Source organism: Paenalcaligenes sp. Me52 (genome assembly GCF_050487965.1).
In the GTDB taxonomy this organism is placed as follows: Bacteria; Pseudomonadota; Gammaproteobacteria; order Burkholderiales; family Burkholderiaceae_B; genus Paenalcaligenes.
In genome coordinates, this window is the sequence record NZ_JBKQFO010000001.1 from 1,560,586 (window position 1) to 1,577,460 (window position 16,875).

21 protein-coding genes are annotated in these 16,875 nt (G+C 48.7%); 13 read left to right on the forward strand and 8 right to left on the reverse strand.

The window, feature by feature from the left end; translation table 11 throughout:
* Positions 1 to 34: 34 nt before the first annotated feature.
* From ACLO87_RS07345 to ACLO87_RS07375, 7 genes are read left to right on the forward strand one after another with little or no spacing between them, the layout of a single operon-like run.
* Entirely contained in the window at positions 35 to 907 is an 873-nt protein-coding gene (locus ACLO87_RS07345; protein ID WP_430223229.1) for a branched-chain amino acid ABC transporter permease, read from the forward strand.
* Positions 904 to 1,881, forward strand: a complete 978-nt coding sequence (locus ACLO87_RS07350; RefSeq protein ID WP_430223230.1) for a branched-chain amino acid ABC transporter permease — start codon at positions 904 to 906, stop codon at positions 1,879 to 1,881. The genes ACLO87_RS07345 and ACLO87_RS07350 overlap by 4 nt, the downstream gene beginning before the upstream one ends.
* On the forward strand, positions 1,878 to 2,627 hold the full coding sequence (locus ACLO87_RS07355) for an ABC transporter ATP-binding protein (RefSeq protein ID WP_207625597.1): 750 nt from the start codon (positions 1,878 to 1,880) through the stop codon (positions 2,625 to 2,627). Before ACLO87_RS07350 ends, ACLO87_RS07355 begins: the two co-directional genes overlap by 4 nt.
* The gene (locus ACLO87_RS07360) at positions 2,620 to 3,318 is read left to right on the forward strand and encodes an ABC transporter ATP-binding protein (protein ID WP_430223231.1); all 699 of its coding nucleotides are present in this window, start codon (positions 2,620 to 2,622) and stop codon (positions 3,316 to 3,318) included. The genes ACLO87_RS07355 and ACLO87_RS07360 overlap by 8 nt, the downstream gene beginning before the upstream one ends.
* A 21-nt stretch (positions 3,319 to 3,339) precedes the next feature.
* Positions 3,340 to 4,206, forward strand: a complete 867-nt coding sequence (locus ACLO87_RS07365) for an isocitrate lyase/PEP mutase family protein (RefSeq protein WP_430223232.1) — start codon at positions 3,340 to 3,342, stop codon at positions 4,204 to 4,206.
* A gap of 32 nt (positions 4,207 to 4,238) precedes the next feature.
* A complete protein-coding gene (locus ACLO87_RS07370) occupies positions 4,239 to 4,988 on the forward strand; it encodes an aspartate/glutamate racemase family protein (RefSeq protein WP_430223233.1) in 750 nt (249 codons plus the stop codon).
* Between the two features lie 14 nt (positions 4,989 to 5,002).
* Positions 5,003 to 5,755 (forward strand): aspartate/glutamate racemase family protein, encoded by a 753-nt coding sequence (locus ACLO87_RS07375; protein ID WP_430223234.1) that lies wholly within the window; start codon positions 5,003 to 5,005, stop codon positions 5,753 to 5,755.
* Positions 5,756 to 5,812: 57 nt separating this feature from the next.
* Here ACLO87_RS07375 and ACLO87_RS07380 read toward each other — a convergent pair whose 3' ends face one another.
* Positions 5,813 to 6,265 (reverse strand): Lrp/AsnC family transcriptional regulator, encoded by a 453-nt coding sequence (locus ACLO87_RS07380; protein ID WP_135863419.1) that lies wholly within the window; start codon positions 6,263 to 6,265, stop codon positions 5,813 to 5,815.
* A gap of 116 nt (positions 6,266 to 6,381) precedes the next feature.
* On the opposite strand from ACLO87_RS07380, the gene ACLO87_RS07385 reads away from it, so the two are divergent.
* Positions 6,382 to 7,008, forward strand: a complete 627-nt coding sequence (locus ACLO87_RS07385; RefSeq protein WP_135863417.1) for a LysE family translocator — start codon at positions 6,382 to 6,384, stop codon at positions 7,006 to 7,008.
* Between the two features lie 7 nt (positions 7,009 to 7,015).
* Here the strand turns inward: ACLO87_RS07385 and ACLO87_RS07390 are convergent, their stop codons facing one another.
* On the reverse strand, positions 7,016 to 7,927 hold the full coding sequence (locus ACLO87_RS07390) for a LysR family transcriptional regulator (RefSeq protein WP_430223736.1): 912 nt from the start codon (positions 7,925 to 7,927) through the stop codon (positions 7,016 to 7,018).
* Positions 7,928 to 8,083: 156 nt separating this feature from the next.
* On the opposite strand from ACLO87_RS07390, the gene ACLO87_RS07395 reads away from it, so the two are divergent.
* Together ACLO87_RS07395 and ACLO87_RS07400 are read left to right on the forward strand one after the other, a co-directional pair.
* Entirely contained in the window at positions 8,084 to 9,607 is a 1,524-nt protein-coding gene (locus ACLO87_RS07395) for an MFS transporter (RefSeq protein WP_430223235.1), read from the forward strand.
* A gap of 258 nt (positions 9,608 to 9,865) precedes the next feature.
* Positions 9,866 to 10,240 (forward strand): hypothetical protein, encoded by a 375-nt coding sequence (locus ACLO87_RS07400; protein WP_430223236.1) that lies wholly within the window; start codon positions 9,866 to 9,868, stop codon positions 10,238 to 10,240.
* Positions 10,241 to 10,545: 305 nt separating this feature from the next.
* On the opposite strand, the gene ACLO87_RS07405 is transcribed toward ACLO87_RS07400, so the two are convergent.
* Positions 10,546 to 11,190, reverse strand: a complete 645-nt coding sequence (locus tag ACLO87_RS07405; protein WP_430223237.1) for a helix-turn-helix transcriptional regulator — start codon at positions 11,188 to 11,190, stop codon at positions 10,546 to 10,548.
* 124 nt (positions 11,191 to 11,314) lie between these two features.
* Here ACLO87_RS07405 and ACLO87_RS07410 point away from each other — a divergent pair, with 124 nt between their 5' ends.
* Positions 11,315 to 12,733, forward strand: coding sequence for an MFS transporter (locus ACLO87_RS07410; RefSeq protein WP_430223238.1), 1,419 nt, complete (start codon positions 11,315 to 11,317; stop codon positions 12,731 to 12,733).
* A gap of 83 nt (positions 12,734 to 12,816) precedes the next feature.
* On the opposite strand, the gene ACLO87_RS07415 is transcribed toward ACLO87_RS07410, so the two are convergent.
* Positions 12,817 to 13,368, reverse strand: coding sequence for a GNAT family N-acetyltransferase (locus ACLO87_RS07415; protein ID WP_135864955.1), 552 nt, complete (start codon positions 13,366 to 13,368; stop codon positions 12,817 to 12,819).
* 93 nt (positions 13,369 to 13,461) lie between these two features.
* Here ACLO87_RS07415 and ACLO87_RS07420 point away from each other — a divergent pair, with 93 nt between their 5' ends.
* Positions 13,462 to 14,028 carry a GNAT family N-acetyltransferase gene (locus ACLO87_RS07420; RefSeq protein ID WP_135864953.1) on the forward strand — a complete coding sequence of 189 codons (567 nt, stop codon included), beginning with the start codon at positions 13,462 to 13,464 and terminating at the stop codon, positions 14,026 to 14,028.
* Between the two features lie 114 nt (positions 14,029 to 14,142).
* On the opposite strand, the gene ACLO87_RS07425 is transcribed toward ACLO87_RS07420, so the two are convergent.
* Positions 14,143 to 14,832: a MarC family NAAT transporter gene (locus tag ACLO87_RS07425; RefSeq protein WP_430223239.1), complete on the reverse strand. Its 690-nt coding sequence runs from the start codon at positions 14,830 to 14,832 to the stop codon at positions 14,143 to 14,145.
* 46 nt (positions 14,833 to 14,878) lie between these two features.
* The gene (locus tag ACLO87_RS07430) at positions 14,879 to 15,016 is read right to left on the reverse strand and encodes a hypothetical protein (protein WP_430223241.1); all 138 of its coding nucleotides are present in this window, start codon (positions 15,014 to 15,016) and stop codon (positions 14,879 to 14,881) included.
* Positions 15,017 to 15,175: 159 nt separating this feature from the next.
* On the opposite strand from ACLO87_RS07430, the gene ACLO87_RS07435 reads away from it, so the two are divergent.
* Positions 15,176 to 15,571: a GNAT family N-acetyltransferase gene (locus ACLO87_RS07435; protein ID WP_212737090.1), complete on the forward strand. Its 396-nt coding sequence runs from the start codon at positions 15,176 to 15,178 to the stop codon at positions 15,569 to 15,571.
* A 62-nt stretch (positions 15,572 to 15,633) separates the two neighbouring features.
* On the opposite strand, the gene ACLO87_RS07440 is transcribed toward ACLO87_RS07435, so the two are convergent.
* A complete protein-coding gene (locus tag ACLO87_RS07440; protein WP_135864952.1) occupies positions 15,634 to 16,131 on the reverse strand; it encodes a disulfide bond formation protein B in 498 nt (165 codons plus the stop codon).
* A gap of 28 nt (positions 16,132 to 16,159) precedes the next feature.
* A complete protein-coding gene (locus tag ACLO87_RS07445; RefSeq protein WP_135864951.1) occupies positions 16,160 to 16,861 on the reverse strand; it encodes a MarC family protein in 702 nt (233 codons plus the stop codon).
* Between the last annotated feature and the right edge of the window lie 14 nt (positions 16,862 to 16,875).

The window sequence follows — 16,875 nt, forward strand, 5'->3', positions numbered from 1 at the left end:
ATCTACGGATCCCCATCAATGAGAGACAAAAATTATGTACTCAATGAGTATCGTAATCGAGGCAGTTTTAAATGGTGTGCTGACTGGCTCTATTTATGCTTTGATCGCCTTGGGCTTAACGTTGGTGTATGGCGTATTGCACATCATCAATTTTTCGCATGGTGCCATATTAGCGGCATCCATGTTCTTGGTTCTATCGTTGAACCAGCATTTCAATTTAGACCCGTATATACAGCTTCCTATCATTGTGCCCGCGTTGTTCATCGTGGGTTATGTGATTCAGCGTTTTCTAATTGGCCCAGGCAGTCACGGTAGGGATGAAAACATTCTGATTATCACCTTGGGTTTATCCATTGTGATTGAAAACGTGTTGCTGGCGATTTTTAGATCAGATGTGCGTTCGTTGAGCTCGGATTACTCCTTTGATGTATTTGAGTTTGGCCCCTTTATTTTCTCGCAAGCTCGAGTGTTTGGGTTGTTTGCCTCGGTACTGACGGCTGCCTTGTTATGGGTGTTCCTGGCAAAAACCAATACAGGCAAAGCCATACGTGCTGTTTCTAAAGAGAAGTTAGGCGCGAGTTTGGTTGGGATCAACGTGAAGCATATTTATGCTGTCACCTTTGGTATTGGGTGCGCATGCTTGGCGGTGTCTGCATCGTTATTGCTCCCCACGTTTTATGTGTACCCCAGCATTGGTAGTGCCTTTGTATTAGTCGCATTCACGGTGGTGGTACTGGGTGGTATGGGCTCCATTGTGGGGGCTCTGGTAGGCGGTATTTTTATTGGCATTGTAGAAAGTTTATGTGGCCTGTTTCTAGGTGAAAGCCTAGGCCAGATTGGGATTTTCATCACATTTATCCTAGTGCTACTGTTTAAGCCCACCGGTTTTTTTGGAGCTAAAGCATGAAATTGAGTGCGTATTCCTCTATCGCCGCCGTGATTGTGTTGTTGATCGCACTACCGTGGTTTTCCTCCTCAAACGTAGTGATCAGCTTCATGATTTACACCCTGATTATTGCTATTGCCGCTCAGGGCTGGAACGTGCTGGGTGGGATGGCAGGGCAAATTTCGTTTGGTCATGCGGCATTTTTTGGCACAGGCGCTTATGTCATTAGTTTGTGGCAATTGAATTTGGGCTTGGGGGCGTGGAGTGGTCTGTTGGTGGGGATTGCAGCGGGTGCTTTAGTAGGCTGGCTGGTGGGGTTCTTATCGTTCCGTGCTGGGTTACGAGGTTCTTATTTTGCGCTGGTGACATTGGCATTTGCCGAAGTGTTCAGAGTGCTCACCAACGCTTCACCGTTAATGGGTGGTGCCTCAGGTCTGTTGCTGCCGATTAACTATGGTTTTGAACATTTACAGTTTTCCAAGCGTACGTACTTTTACTGGTTAACGGTTGCGGTGTTAAGTGTGGGTTTGATCGTGGTGCGCAAAATTTCATTCTCCCGCTTTGGTGCGCAATTGGCCGCTGTGCGCGAGAACGAAGATGCTGCAAAAGCATTGGGCATCAACGTGCTGAAGGTCAAATTGAAGGCCATTACGCTGTCTGGTGGATTGGCAGCAGCAGCAGGGTGTTTGTATGTGCAATATTTTCTCTATATAGATGCGAGCTTGGCGTTTGGGCCTAAGGTATCTGTGGAAGTATTGCTGGCCAGTATGGTCGGTGGCCTGGGTACGGTGTTTGGCCCCTTGGTAGGTGTGCTGGGATTGCATCTGTTGGGCGAAGCGGTCAAAAGCTTTACTGGCGAAATTCCCGGTGTGGATATGGCGATTTACGGTGGTGTATTGATTGTGGCGGTGTGTTTCTTGCCGCAAGGCTTGTTGGGCTTGGGGCGTAAGTGGCGTATTCGTTCTGCTAAAACTGAACAGGAGCAACGCACATGATTTTGCAAGCACAATCAATCACGATGCGATTTGGCGGTTTAGTCGCTATTAATGATGCATCGCTAGAGGTTAAGAAAGGCTCTATCACTGGCTTAATTGGCCCTAACGGAGCGGGTAAAACCACGCTGTTTTCGGTTGCTTCCGGATTTTTAAAGTGCTCAACCGGCCGAGTCATGTACGACGGGGTGGATATTACCGCTATGCCGCCGCATCGTCGTGCCGAGATGGGGATGGGGCGTACTTTTCAGATCGTGCAGCCTTTTGCTGGTTTAAGCACCTTAGAAAATATTGTGGTGGGCGCTTTTCTTCGTCATAAAGATAGAGACGAAGCCGAAGCCGTCGCTCGTGATGTGGCGCATAGAGTAGGGCTGGAACATGCACTGCATCGTCCTGCGGCAGGGTTAACCGTGGCGGGTCGTAAACGCTTAGAACTTGCCAAGGCACTGGCTACGGAACCTAAGTTATTGCTGCTAGATGAGGTGTTGGCCGGTTTAAACCCTTCAGAAATTCGCGACATCATTCCGGTCATTGAAGGCATTAGGGCAGAAGGCATCTCCGTTTTGATGATTGAGCATGTCATGCAGGCAGTGATGAGTTTGTGTGACTACCTCTACGTACTAGCGCAAGGGAAAATCGTGTCACAAGGTGAGCCACGTGCGGTGGTGAGTGATCCTTTGGTGATAGAGGCGTATTTGGGCCACGGTGCTGCAAACCGATTGGCGAAGCAGGAGCAACAGCATGCTTGAAATTAAAGCGCTAAAAGCGGGATATGGCACCGTGGAAGTGCTGCGCGGAATCGATCTGCAGGTAAAAACCGGTGAAATAGTGGCCGTTTTGGGGGCAAACGGCGTAGGCAAAACCACATTAAATATGGTGCTGTCTGGCATGTTGAAGGTGAATGCAGGAAGCATTGATTTCAAAGGTGCAGCATTACCCAAAAGCAGTGAGCACATTGTTAAAGCGGGTTTGATTCATGTGCCTGAGGGTAGAAAGATATTTCCTAATCTGGCGGTACATGAAAACTTAGAGCTGGGTGCTTACCTGCGTGGGCAAGCCAATAAGCAACGCAATCTTGAGCGCATCTATGATTTATTTCCTCGGTTGCGCGAACGTATTAACCAGAAAGCAGGCACGTTATCCGGTGGTGAGCAGCAGATGTTGGCCATAGGTAGGGGCATGATGGCCGAGCCGGACTTTCTCATACTGGATGAGCCGTCATTGGGGCTGTCCCCTTTATTGGTGGAAGAAATGTTTGCCCTCATACAGCGCCTGAATCAAGACGGACTGACCATCATGTTGGTAGAGCAGAATGTGGTGCAGTCATTAGAGTTAGCGCACCGTGCTTACATTATCGAGAATGGGCGCGTGGCCTTGTCTGGTGATGCCGAGTCCGTAGCAATGGACCCTGAGCTTAGACGTACTTATCTTGGTTTGTAAGACCAAAAAAAAGGAAGAATCATGACACTAAAACAGATTTTGCAACGTGGCGAGCAAATCATTGCGCCGGGTGTGTACGATGCGTTGACGGCTTTGATCGCTGAGCGCTACGGTTTTAAAGCCTTGTACCTGTCTGGTGCAGGTATTGCCTACAGTAAGTTGGGGAGGCCTGACATAGGCTTAGTCACCATGACCGAAGTGGTGTCGACCATAGAGTTGATACGCGACCGTGTGAGTAGCCCCTTAATTGTAGATGCTGATAATGGTCACGGTAACGCGTTGAATGTGCAGCGCACAGTACGCATGTATGAAAGAGCGGGTGCGAATGCACTACAGCTAGAAGACCAAAGTTTACCCAAGCGTTGCGGTCATTTGGCGGGTAAAGCCGTGGTGAGCAGTGCGGAAATGGTGGGGAAAATTAAAGCCGCAGTCGATGCGAGACACAGTGATCAGACACTGATCATTGCTCGCACAGATGCAATCGCGGTAGAGGGGTTTGGGGCAGCATTAGAACGGGCTGAGCGTTATGTGGAAGCGGGTGCCGATGTGTTGTTTGTGGAGGCACCAGCGAATCAAGAACAACTGCACGCTATTTGCCAGCGTTTTGGTACGAGATTGCCCTTGTTAGCCAACATGGTAGAGGGTGGTTCAACGCCTATGTATACGGCGCCTGAGTTGGGTGAACTGGGCTTCCAGATTGTGATTTTCCCGGGTGGTATTGCTAGGGCTCTCGCCAAAACAGCCGATCAATACTATGACTCACTGCACCTAAATTTAAGCAACATGCCTTTTAAAGATCGCATGTTGGACTTGAATGGTTTGAATGCATTGATTGGCACGCCTGAAATGTTGGAGCACGGTAAGCGTTTCGAGGCTAACGCGCAATAACGGATAACAGCACCATAACAGTGGAGACAACCATGTATAAAGTTCTGGTATTAGTGCCATTTCCGATGGATGACACCAACCTGCGTAAGCGTGAGCAACAACTGCAAGCGGTGAGTTTGGGGCCGGGCATACAGTTTGAATTCAACGCAGTACGTATTGCGCCTGCCAACTATGTGAGCCAACAAGATGCGTTGTTGGCGGATATAGGCATGATGGAAGCGGGGTTGGCTGCGGAAGAGGCCGGCTATGATGCGCTGTGTATTGATACGGTGAGTGATGCAGGTATGGCTGTATTGCGGTCGGTACTCACGATTCCTGTGATTGGTGCAGGGCGCCACGCCATACTAACTGCCCTGATGCTAGGCGATAGCTTTTCTATCCTCTCTATGTGGGACAGATGGAATCCACTGTATCGAAAAATACTGGCTGAGTTAGGCTTGGCGCATAAATGTGCATCGATGCGAGCCGCGAATCTAGTACCTAACAATCAGGTGTTGTTGGGTGGTAGGGAAGCGGAAGTGTTTCCAGTACTACGTGATGTGGCCTTACGCTGTATAGAAGAAGATGGTGCAGACGTGATTGTGCTGGGCTCGACGACTATGCATGAGGCCCACGCCTACTTGGCTCAGCAACTGCCAGTGCCGGTGATCAACCCGGGGCCCTTGTCATACCGCTTAGCGCAGAATGCGCTGCAGTTGGGGTTGTCACACAGCCGTGCAACATACCCTGAACCATTGGCACCGCGCTTAGATACCTATAAAGCCATGGGCCTAGCGCTATAACGCAGGAGCAGATTATGTCCAGAATATTGGTAATTAATCCCTTCCCTTTGGATGAGGAAGGTGTCGCGCGTCGCGCAGCACAAGGTCAGCACGTAGAGCTAGACCCCAGTACAGAGCTGGTCTATAGGCCTGTGCGTGTAGGCTCTACTTCATTTATGTCGCACCACGATTGGCTATTGGCAGATATAGGTATTTATGAAGCGGCTGTGGATGCAGAAAAAGAAGGTTTTGATGCGGTAGTGATCGATACCATGAGTGATTCAGGTATGGCCGCACTACGCTCTGTATTGAGTATTCCTGTCATAGGCCCAGGTAAAGCGTCTATGTTGTATGCCTTGACCTTAGGTAATAGTTTTTCCGTGTTGGCTCAATGGAAACCCGCCTTGCCACGTTATAAGAAAGTAATCAGAGAGTATGGCTTAGAACGCCAATGCGCTTCTGTACGTTCCTTTGATATTGAGCCTGACTTTGTCAATCTTACCGAGGGCAAAGAAGATACGGTATTTCCACGTATGCTGGAAACAGCAATGCGTTGCGTGGAAGAAGATGGTGCAGAGGTGATTTGTCTGGGTTCTACTACCATGCACCTAGCAGCAAAGTACTTGGCCGAGCATTTGCCAGTGCCGTTGATTAATCCAGGACCATTCAGTTATAAGTTGGCGGAAACGTTGCTAAGCTTAAAACTGACCCACAGTAGGCATGCTTATCCCTCACCGCACGTGCGTAAAGATGAGTTAGTGCATGCGTTGGTAAATGCCGCTGTATAAGGGGTATGGCAGTAAGTAGGAAAATGGCCCACAAATGTGGGCCATTTCTTATGGTACTTACAAAGGCAATTCCCGATTCTGCACCAGATTCTTCATCACCAACGTAGACGTTAACCGCTGCACCCCCGGCATGGCAGAAAGCTGGCGGTCATACAGCACTTGGTAGGCCTCTAGATCTTTAACGACAATCTGCAGCATATAGTCGGGGTCACCAAACAAGCGCTTGGCTTCGATGATCTGCGGAATGTCGATCACGGCTGCTTCAAAACGGTTGATGTTTTCTTGGTTGCCATCGCGCATGGTCACAAATACTACAGCTGAAAATCCTAACCCTAAGGCGAGCGGATTCAACTGCGCACGGTAGTCTCGTATGGCTCCAGATTGCTCTAATGCCTTCAAGCGACGGTGGCAGGGAGACAGGCTTAAACCTACCCGTTCGGCCAGTTCGGTGATGGTTAAACGGCCATCCGATTGAAGTTCAGCAAGAATCTTCTTATCAAAGTCATCCATTCGTAATTTTCTTCCAAAAATGGACCTTATATAGTCTTTATTTGAAAGCACATTCTAATAGATTGGGGATATTCTTCCTATTGATTTTTGAGTATGTTTAATCAATAGAGGTTAGTGTGTCGTTCAGCATTTTGGCGTCGTTTTGGCTGGTGTCGTTTTTGTTGGTGATTGTGCCTGGTATGGATTGGGCCTATGCCATTTCGGCGGGTATACGAGGTAAGACGGTGGTCGCTCCTGCGGTGAGTGGGATGTTGTTAGGCCACTTGGCAGTAACGGGTTTGGTGGCGGCAGGAGTGGGGGCGATTGTGGCCGATATTCCTTATGCGCTAGATGCGGTTACGCTGGTTGGCGCTGGGTATTTGCTTTGGTTAGGCATAGGGATGATTCGCCACCCAGTTTCACCACTTGCAGAGTTCAGTAATGCGCCAGATCGCAGCATGCAGTGGATAGTGAAAGGCATAGGAGTAAGCGGTCTGAATCCCAAGGTGTTTTTGCTGTTTTTAGCGTTGTTCCCGCAGTTTGCTGACCCAGCCAGCTCGTGGCCCTTATCAGTACAAATGCTGACCTTAGGTGGGATTCATTTGGTGAGTTGTGGTGCCGTGTATTTACTGGTGGGTTATAGCTCACAAGCCGTATTGCAAACGCGACCTGAAATGGCTCAACGTGTTAGCCAAGTGTCGGGTTTCTGCATGATGGCGATTGCGGGGGCATTAGTGGTTGAGTTAGTGATACAGCACAGTTAATGCGCTGCTAAGGGGCATCAAACTGCCCCTTTTTTATACCTAAGCTGGTTTGCCCTAAACAATCAATAAAAGCGCGTAACTTAGGGGATAAGTCTCGGCTAGATGGCCATACTATCCAGATAGGAATAGAGTTTTGGGTGCAGTCTTCTAAGATGGTTTGTAGCTGCCCTTGCTGCACGTAATCGGCAACGCTAAAGTCTGGCAGGCAGGCAATGCCTTGGCCATTCAGGGTTAGGTGTAGGCGCATCTCTATGCTGTTGCACACAAATGAGCGTGGCAGCTCTATGGTTTCTTCCTCGTCATTCATAGGTAGGGGCCACGGCTCTAGTCTGCCGTTGGTAGGAAAGCGGTAATGCAAGCAGGTATGAGCAAGTAAGTCCGCAGGTTGCTGTGGGCGGCCATGCTGTTCAAAGTAGGCAGGCGAGCCCACTAATACGCGTTGTAGTGCTCCGATTTTGCGGCGTTTTAAACTAGAGTCTGTGAGTTTTCCTGTGCGTACCGCTGCATCAAAACCATCACCAATCACATCAACGATGTGGTCAGAAAAATCTAAGTCCAGTTCCACTGCGGGATAGTGCTTCATAAAACTGGCAATCGCGGGTTGGAACAAACCACTGTATTTGGGCAGGCTGACACGTAATTTGCCATGCGGGGTTTCGCTGGCGTTGGACATTTCTAACTCAGCAGCTTCTACTTCAGCCAAAATTCGCAAGCAGCGTTCAAGAAAACGCTCGCCATCGGCGGTTAAGGCTAAGGTACGCGTGCTGCGGTGAAATAAACGTACGCCTAATCGTTCTTCTAGTCGGGCAATCGCTTTGCCTACGGCCGAGGGCGATAACCCCAGTTCACGCGCAACCGCAGAAAACCCTAGTCGTTCTGCTACACGTACAAATACACCCATACTGCCCAAGTTATCGATCATATGCGATTCTATTTAAGACAAATTAGTCCGAAGTGTTGATTACTCTAGCATATTTTTCTTATCTGTTTTTGATCGTAAGCTACTGATCTTGCTTTAGTAGTGCGTGAACGCCAGTGCTGTTCCGTACTACGTGATTTTTACAGTAGAGAAACCATGTCTGATCTTTCACAGCCATCGTCTATGCGGTGGCTTCAATTGGCAGCAGCCTGTTTGACTGGGCTGCTTATTCCTTTATGCTTCACTGGGCCAGCAGTTGTGCTGCCGTCTATCAGTGCAGATTTAGGCGGAACCGCCACCCAGCTTAGTTGGATTATGAACGCGTACATCCTGAGTTATGGTGGCGCGGTGATGGTCTCAGGTAGTTTGACGGATATTTATGGGCGTCGACGTATTTGGTTGTTGGGCTTAGGCTGGTTTTGCGCCGTAACCTTTGCCATCCCTTTCATGCCATCGGTGTTTTGGATCGACATTTTGCGGTTGTTGCAGGGGTTGGGTGGTGCAGCTGCTTTTGCTGCAGCCATGACTTCCTTAGCACCGCTGTTTGAAGGACAGGCACGCGCCAGAGCTTTTAGCCTATTAGGTACCACCTTTGGTTTGGGTCTGGCATTCGGCCCATGGGTGGCTGGCTGGATTGTAGAGATTAGCAATTGGCAGGGCGTGTTTTATGTGACGGGCTCAGTAGGGCTGGTGAGTATTGTGATGGTGATGGTGAGTACTTCTACCACACATGAAAACACCAGTGGTGCATTAGACTGGCCGGGGGCGATCAGCTTTACCTTGGCGTTGGGTTTGTTCACGTATGGCATGTTGTTGATTCCCGAAAAAGGCTGGTTGGATACGACGGTTATCAGCACCTTGGTAGCCTCGGTAATTGTGTTCTCTGTTTTTGTGATCATAGAGAAAAAAGTCGCCAACCCCATGTTGGATCTGAGCTTTTTTAAACAGCCGTCTTTTGTAGGTGTACAAGCCTTGGCGGCATCCCCTGCATTTTTGTTTATAGCCTTGATTGTGGTGTTACCAGGCAGGTTTATTGGTATTGATGGCTACAGTGCTTTGCAAGCTGGTCAGATGATGGTGTGGTTGGCGGCCCCCTTGCTGGTGGTTCCTGTCATCGCGGCAATGTTGACTCGTTGGTTTACTCCCGGAGTCTTATCTGGAGCCGGGTTGATTATCGTGGCGATGGGCTTGTTATGGTTGGCACAAGCATTTGCTGCAGAGGGTGCGCATCAAGTACAACTGCCGTTATTGCTCATAGGCATAGGCATTGGTTTGCCGTGGGGCTTAATGGATGCGATGGCGGTCAGTGTGGTGAGCGCTGATAGAGTCGGTATGGCGACGGGTATCTTTAATACCGTGCGAGTGTCGGCGGATGGTGTAGCCATTGCGGTGGTCAGCGTGTTGTTGGCTACCCTGATACAGCATAATTTGGTGTTAGATGTAGGTGCGTTACCAGCAGAGGCTGTAATTAAAGGGGCAGGCCTTGCTGCATTAGGAGAACTACGCGCAGCAGCCGAATTATTGCCCGGAGCAGAGCTAGCATTGGCGCATAGCTACGCAGAGTCCTTTGTGTATGTGTTGTACGCGTTGGCAGGATTGGCGATAGTCATCGCGGTGTTAGTGTTTATGCTTTTGCGAGGCCAAGGAACGGCATCAACTGCAGCGGTTGAAAAGGTGTAGTTAGATACGGCTGTAGGGTGTGAGCACGCCTTGCGGCCGTAAGCACATTGATTTTGAACTGTGCTGTTTGGGTGAGTTAGCTATGTGGGTGGATGCGGAATTCTTTGTTTCAATTTGAAATAAGTTTTTCAAATTTGACAATTTTATCGATAATTTTTCCAACATGGCTGGTTTATAATCCCTGCTCAAAATTTATTAAACAAAATTTTTGATTAATAATTATTAATTAAAAAATTAAATATAGAGTGGGAAGATAGAGTGAAAAAATTAAGTCCAAAAACATCGCTGATACTTGGGATTGTTCTATTGGTATTGAGCGCATTGATCTACTGGAAAAGCCAAGATTCCGGTATCAGTGCAGCCGAGCAAGCTAATTGCGAAAAACAAGTACTGGCTAACTATGGTAGCAGTGCTGATGCCCTGATCGGACAATGCAAAACTAGCGTAGGCTTTATTGCTATGATGAATGCACGTTCTGGTGGTGCAAGCTCTGCTGGTGAAATGGCTCAAGCCATTAGCTCAGCTAACCAAAGTGACACTGGCAGCCACATGATCTACATGTTCTTGATGGGCTTGGCATTGGCATTGGGTCTGGGCCTATTGCTGAACGGTGTAAAAGGTTTGAAAAAATAAATAATACAAAATAATTAGAAGCGCATAAATTTTTAATTTATGCGCTTTTTTCATTTTTATTAATTAAGAATAAAAAATATCTATTTTGTATTCCGTAATGCTTTAGCAGAAATAATAGCAAGAATAGTAATACCGCCTGCATTAATAATAGCCATAGCATGAAGCCCTGATATAGAGGCAGTTTGTGCGTGAGTATATATGCCTTCAGGTAGCTGCTCTAGAACGGATGAAGCCGCCCATAAACTGTCCGTCACAGTGTGTAGTAATGCGACGCTGAGGTTTGGCCAGTCTTGCGCCAGTAGCGGTCATAGCGGCTGCACGCGGTACGCACAGCGCCGTGCTTGATGGAGTATGTGCTCGGTGCGTTCTACCTTGGCCTGCAAGACTTCCCTAAAAACGGCCAACTCCGCTCTACAGAAGCTCTGACAAGTAGATGCCGCAGCGCAAATGGGGCAGTGGTTCTCTATCAATACAAAGCTGCCATCTTCGCACTCTTCATATTCAGCCATATAGCCTTCATGCGAGCGTAACTGCGCAAGTTTGGCAATGCGGTCTTTGAGCGTAGTCAAACCCTGCAATTCACGGTGATACAACTCACGGCTTTGTTGCTCGCGCATATCTATCAAGCGATCTATAGCTTGTTCACCAAATGCCTGCCTCACGGTGTTGAGCAGTTGTATGGTGAGCTCAGAATGGGTATCTGGAAAACGCTGGTGGCCGGCTTCGGTCAATCGCCAATACTGACTAGGGCGACCTACGCCTTTGCTGTTTGAATCAGTTTCCACGACGACTAGTTCGGCAGCAGCCAGTTTTACAAATTGCTGTCGTGCGGCTTCAGCCGTAATACCCAACTGCTTACCCGCATCGGCAGCTTGTTGCGGGCCGCGTGTTTTTAGCAGGTGCAGTAAGCGATCGGCAGTAGATTGAGTAGGTTGTACGGTATTTTCCAAGGGTTTTCTTGACAAATTAAAGGTGCGTTTTTAATATTCAAAGCAAATGCTTGTTTAATTAATGTAGCGCATTACAGTGTCCTAGGCAACGTTGCATAGGGGCGTTATGTTGCCTGGAGAATATATGTCAGTTCATGACGGTAGTTGGGGGGATTTGCTATCTGGCAAGAACCTCGCTGGATCCATTGCGTTGGCGGGTGGGGTGGCTTTGCATGCCATCAATATTTATATAGCAACTACCGTCTTGCCTTCAGTGGTAAAGGACATAGGCGGTTTGGATCTGTATGCGTGGAACACGACGCTATTTGTAGTGGCGTCAATCTTAGGTTCCGCATTGACCGCAAAACTCTTAGCGACGGCTGGCTCTAGAGGGGCTTACGCCATAGCGGCTGTGCTATTTATGGCTGGTAGTGTGATCTGTGCGGCAGCGCCTACTATAGCGGTGATGTTATTGGGGCGCACATTACAAGGTGTAGGGGGCGGCTTTTTATTCGCGTTGGGCTACGCGATGATTAATAGCGTCTTTGAGCAGCGGCTATGGCCTAGAGCAATGGCACTGATTTCGGGGATGTGGGGTGTAGCCACCTTGTTTGGGCCTGCTATAGGCGGCATTTTTGCGCAACTGGATGCATGGCGCTGGGCGTTTGGGATGCTGGTGCCGGTGACCTTGGTGTATATGGTGCTGGTATGGCTAGTTTTACCGGCTCGCAGTCAAGAGAGGCTAGCGGCGAAAGCGCTTCCTGTGCCTCAGTTGTTGTTGCTGACAGTAGCTGTTTTAGCGGTGAGTGTAGGCAGTATGTCGCATGATCCAGTTTGGAACTTACTGGGGGTAGCAGTGGCTGCTGTCATGGTGGCCATGTTAGTGCGTCAAGAGTTCACCAGTAACCTGCGCTTATTGCCTAAGGATGCGTTGCGTATGCATTCACCGTTGTTAATGTTGTACCTGACGATGGGGTTACTCGTAATCGGTATGACTAGCGAAACGTTTGTGCCGTATTTCTTGCAGCTATTGCACGGCCAGTCGCCCTTGATCTCGGGTTATTTGGCGGCGCTAATGGCTGCTGGGTGGACGGTAGCAGAAATCTGGAGTTCTGGTTGGCAAGGCCGTGGTATACGTGCAGCAATCGTTAACGGCCCCGTGGTGGTGCTAGTGGGTATGGTGCTGTTGGCGTGTAGTGTGCCCTTGCATGGTCAAGGCGACTGGTTGATATTAGCGGCCATTTGTGTGGGCTTATCGTTGGTGGGTTTTGGTATAGGGTTGGGCTGGCCACATATGCTGACACGTATTTTGCAAGTCGCGCCTAGTGATGACAAAGATGCCGCAGCAACATCTATTACCACCGTACAGTTGTTTGCGACGGCATTGGGTTCTGCTTTGGCAGGTATGCTGGCAAACGTAGGTGGTTTGAATGTACCTGGCGGTGTAGCGGGTACGTCCAGTGCAGCAGGGTGGTTGTTTTGGGTGTTGGCCGCGGCTCCGTTGCTGGCAGTCTTTAGTGCGATACGGGTGTCGGCAGTACTCAAGCAGGAGCATGCTAGCTAAGTATTTGCGCATGTAGTATAGCAATGTCAAAAGCCCATCACATGATGGGCTTTTTAGGTTTTCTTAGCGTTATCTTGCTATAGCTATAGTGCTATTTGGTATTTGACGCTCATTTCTGTCTTGCCAGAGGGCACGGTTTCAGCAGTAGGTTCACCTTGCTGAGCGAAGCCCACCGTTGTTAGCACATAGGCTGAGGCAGGGTTGTCTATTACGGTGCGTGCGCGTAAATGCGTTAAGCCTAACTGTCGAGAAATTTCCATCGCCAATAGTAGGGCATGTTTAGATACTTTACGACCACGATGATTGGGGGCAACCCAGTAACCTATTTCGGCATCTGTGGCGGTGATATCAAAGAACACCATGCTGCCCAGAAACTCATCATTGTTGGCGTCGGCAATACTTAGTACGGCTAAAAAGCCAGCTTGTAAACCTTCTGCAATCACACCTTGAATCATGTCGCGCACAATCTCTGGTGTGTAGTGGTCTAAGGGTAAGTGGGCAAAACGTTTGACTGATGCATCTTCGGTGCCCGCTGCATAAGCCTCGGCATCGCTGTCTTGCATAGTACGAATGCAAATAGAGCCATCAGAGCAGGGCAAAATAGAAGAAAAAGAGAGTGGTGAGTGCTGAGGCATGTCTTGGAAAGTATTTATGTGGCAATAGAAAGGAGTTTGGTAAAATTTGGTCAACTATACCGTCATCGTACGGCCGATTTTTTAAGAAACTGTATGTCAAAAATAGCTGCATCATTTCCAGAATTCAGTGTACCTCACTATACGCTTAGACAAATTCAAGCGGACGATATAGGCGTCGTTTACCAAGGGCTTTCTGATCCTGAGGTCATCAAATACTATGCATTGAGTTATGACAGCCTAGAAGCTACTGAAGTGCAAATGCAGTGGTTTGAGCAGATTGTGGCTGAAGATCAGGGTATCTGGTGGGGGATTGCTCGCGCAGACAACAACGAGTTAGTAGGAGCGTGTGGCTTCTACGATTGGGATCACACACATCGCAGTACTGAGCTAGGTTATTGGTTACTGCCAGCCTATTGGGGCAACGGTATTATGAAAGCGAGTTTGCCCGTCATCATGCGCTATGCCTTGGATGTGATGAAGGTGCATCGCATACATGCTGACGTAGAAACTGAAAACCCAGCTAGCTGGCAATTACTAGAAAAGTTGGGATTTACCCGTGAAGGCATGCTGCGCGATGTGGAGTGTAAAGACGGGCGGTTTTTGAGTTTGTATAAATACAGTGTGTTGTCTACGGATGCAGCGGTGCAGGGCCTGAGATAGGCGGTGAAAACGCTTGAGTACACCGTAAGGCAGCATCATAGAAAACGGGGTCAGATACTATCATCTGACCCCGTTTTTTAGCGGATAACTAGTAGGTACTACAGTAGTAAACGCTTAGATAACTGGTGCACCATGCTGGGTGATGATTTCCAGTATGCCGTTGATCACGAATTGGATCCCCATGCAGACCAGCAAAAAGCCCATAACACGAGCAATCGCCTGCACACCACCTTCACCCAAGAATTTGTTGATGCTGTTAGCGCTGCGTAAGCACACCCAGAACAACAAGCCCAAGAGCAAAAATACGATGATAGGAGCCAGTATTAATGTCAGTGTGCTGTAGTGCACTGCATCGGACTGCATTGTAGCGGTGGCGCTGATAATAAATGCGATGGTGCCGGGGCCAGCAGTACCAGGTAATGCCAAGGGAACAAAAGCAATGTTGACGGCTTTACGCTGTGCCAACGCATCGGCATTGGCTTCGGCTTCAGGCATGTCATTGGTGTCTTGCGTGGGGAACAGCATAGTGAAGCCAATAAAGGCCACAATCAGGCCACCAGCAATACGCAAGCCGGGGATAGAAATCCCAAACGAATGCATGACCCACTGCCCTGCAAAGTACGTCACCAGCATAATCATGACTACATAAATAGCCGCTTGATTGATTTGCCTGTTACGTTCTTGAAGGGGGATATGACGGCCTAGCGATAGCAGCAATGTCATAGAGGTTAACGGGTTGGCCAAGGGCAGCATAAGGGTAAGGCCAAGCCCGACGACGGTGAATAGCTCTATCAGTTGATCCATAAATAAGCAGGTAGAAAATAGTCAAAGAAAAGGTGTTGCGATGGGCTTAGATGATGCAAGCACCACCCTCACAATCATTGCTAGGCTCTATTTCTTCCTGATTTTCAATGAACTCTTGGTGTTTCTGATTGAGCTTTCTTTCGGTCTCTTCGTCTAGTTCAAAGTCAAAGTTATCAATATCCATTTTTTCACCTAAGCAGAGTTGAGTTCTGGCTCAAGTATAGGTGATTTGTAGTCGCCGGGTCATGCTTCTGCGTGACGGTAGGTAACCTGTGTGGCTCGCTAAGTCGTGTGTTAATTTACGGTGTCGGTGTTTTGATTACTCATTTAGAAGGCATACATTTTGGACTATCAAGTGGACCCACACCCCTCTTATGCAGAAATGAATAGGCTGTGGTTAGCGGCATGGAAAACTGAGGTGCCCGCTGAGATCAAGCGTATATTGTTGCGTAGCCTTACGCATGTGGGGGCATACCGTGAGGGCGTGTTAGTGGGTTTTGTGAACGTGGCTTGGGATGGTGGTATACACGCTTTTATTTTAGACACATGTGTACATCCAGACTGTCGTAGGCAGGGTGTGGCAACTGGATTAGTGAGAATGGCTACTGCGGTGGCAAAGCAACGAGGTGCGCATTGGCTGCATGTGGATTATGAACCCCATTTGCAGGGGTTTTATCAAGTGTGCGGTTTCAGGTCATCTGCGGCTGGAGTGATGGATTTGACTTGCGTTGAGCCGTAAAAAAGCCCCTGTTCTTTTCAGAGTAGGGGCTAATAATAAGCAACGAAAGTTAGGCAAGAGGCCTAGAACATGCGTGCTGGCTTTTTGAACAATACATACAACAAGGCAACTACGCACACAGCAAACAAACCCATGCCCCAGAGCGCATATTCCACACCTAGCAGTTCTACGCGTGCATCCATGCAGGTAGCGTAAATGCCGAACAGTGATGGGAATTGGCTTTCCAAGCCCGATTGGGTCATGATGCGGTCTGCTAAGGTTTGATCGCAAGAGAAGCTTAACGATGCCACGCTGTATTGGTGCCATGCGGCCCAAATGCCGCTTGCTGCGAGCAATGCACTGAGTAGCGTGAGCAGTTTAGCGATAACGTTAATATTGAGCTTCGCCGCTATGCCTGCAAATAAGCAGCCTACGCCTACAGCAATAAGCATCAAACGTTGTAGTACGCACCACGCGCAAGGGCGCATGCCGAACATGTGTTGAGAAACCAGAGCTATAGCCAGTGCCAAGAAACACAGTCCAGATAGCAGGAACAGCAGTTTAGTAGAGGTATTGTTCATTATTGAATCAAGAAAAGGCTGAAAGAGGTCACTGGGTAGCTTTGGCGGCTTCAATAAGTAGATTTAACACCAGATCATGCACGCCGTCCCACACAATTTGCACACCCAAGCAAAGTAGGATGAATGCAGATAAGCGCATGAGTACCGCAGTGCCGGTGGTGCCTAGCTTATAAAGAAACTGCGATGCAAAACGTAAGCACATGTATACGATTATGGCGGCGGCAGCGATGGCTGTAATGGAACCCGTTAGTTTGCTGGCGGTTAGGATAGTGGTGGAGTCGTGCAGCGTTACGCCCACAGTTAATGCGGCAGAAATAGAGCCTGGTCCACATAGCATGGGGAATGTGAGCGGATAAAATGCTTTGGAGCGCACTTTTTCAAATGAATATTGCTCCACCATATCTTGGGCGTGGCTAGTATCTGGGTCGGTCGCAACCACTAGATTCCACGCAGTCACAATCACCAGCAGCCCACCGCCTATGCGGATGATAGGCAATGAAATACCAAACAAATCCAGTACCAAGTTACCAGCAACCAATGCGATAGCCAGCATGATGAAAATGTTCACGCATACGCGTTTTGCCAACTCATTACGAGCGGGCGTGGAGGCACCTTCGGTCAGCGTCAAAAAAATAGGTGCCGCGGCCGGTGGATTAAGCATGGGTAGCAGGGTGGCAATAGTAAACAGAAAACTTCTGCCAAAATCCAACCATAAGACTGAATCGGTCATTTACGTAAAAACCT

Excerpts from the sequence above, each read along its gene's own strand:
- ACLO87_RS07345 (WP_430223229.1), top strand. The coding sequence starts at position 35 with ATGTACTCAATGAGTATCGTAATCGAGGCAGTTTTAAATGGTGTGCTG.
- ACLO87_RS07350 (WP_430223230.1), top strand. The coding sequence starts at position 904 with ATGAAATTGAGTGCGTATTCCTCTATCGCCGCCGTGATTGTGTTGTTG.
- ACLO87_RS07355 (WP_207625597.1), top strand. The coding sequence starts at position 1,878 with ATGATTTTGCAAGCACAATCAATCACGATGCGATTTGGCGGTTTAGTC.
- ACLO87_RS07360 (WP_430223231.1), top strand. The coding sequence starts at position 2,620 with ATGCTTGAAATTAAAGCGCTAAAAGCGGGATATGGCACCGTGGAAGTG.
- ACLO87_RS07365 (WP_430223232.1), top strand. The coding sequence starts at position 3,340 with ATGACACTAAAACAGATTTTGCAACGTGGCGAGCAAATCATTGCGCCG.
- ACLO87_RS07370 (WP_430223233.1), top strand. The coding sequence starts at position 4,239 with ATGTATAAAGTTCTGGTATTAGTGCCATTTCCGATGGATGACACCAAC.
- ACLO87_RS07375 (WP_430223234.1), top strand. The coding sequence starts at position 5,003 with ATGTCCAGAATATTGGTAATTAATCCCTTCCCTTTGGATGAGGAAGGT.
- ACLO87_RS07380 (WP_135863419.1), bottom strand. The coding sequence starts at position 6,265 with ATGGATGACTTTGATAAGAAGATTCTTGCTGAACTTCAATCGGATGGC.
- ACLO87_RS07395 (WP_430223235.1), top strand. The coding sequence starts at position 8,084 with ATGTCTGATCTTTCACAGCCATCGTCTATGCGGTGGCTTCAATTGGCA.
- ACLO87_RS07410 (WP_430223238.1), top strand. The coding sequence starts at position 11,315 with ATGTCAGTTCATGACGGTAGTTGGGGGGATTTGCTATCTGGCAAGAAC.
- ACLO87_RS07415 (WP_135864955.1), bottom strand. The coding sequence starts at position 13,368 with ATGCCTCAGCACTCACCACTCTCTTTTTCTTCTATTTTGCCCTGCTCT.
- ACLO87_RS07420 (WP_135864953.1), top strand. The coding sequence starts at position 13,462 with ATGTCAAAAATAGCTGCATCATTTCCAGAATTCAGTGTACCTCACTAT.
- ACLO87_RS07425 (WP_430223239.1), bottom strand. The coding sequence starts at position 14,832 with ATGGATCAACTGATAGAGCTATTCACCGTCGTCGGGCTTGGCCTTACC.
- ACLO87_RS07430 (WP_430223241.1), bottom strand. The coding sequence starts at position 15,016 with ATGGATATTGATAACTTTGACTTTGAACTAGACGAAGAGACCGAAAGA.
- ACLO87_RS07440 (WP_135864952.1), bottom strand. The coding sequence starts at position 16,131 with ATGAACAATACCTCTACTAAACTGCTGTTCCTGCTATCTGGACTGTGT.
- ACLO87_RS07445 (WP_135864951.1), bottom strand. The coding sequence starts at position 16,861 with ATGACCGATTCAGTCTTATGGTTGGATTTTGGCAGAAGTTTTCTGTTT.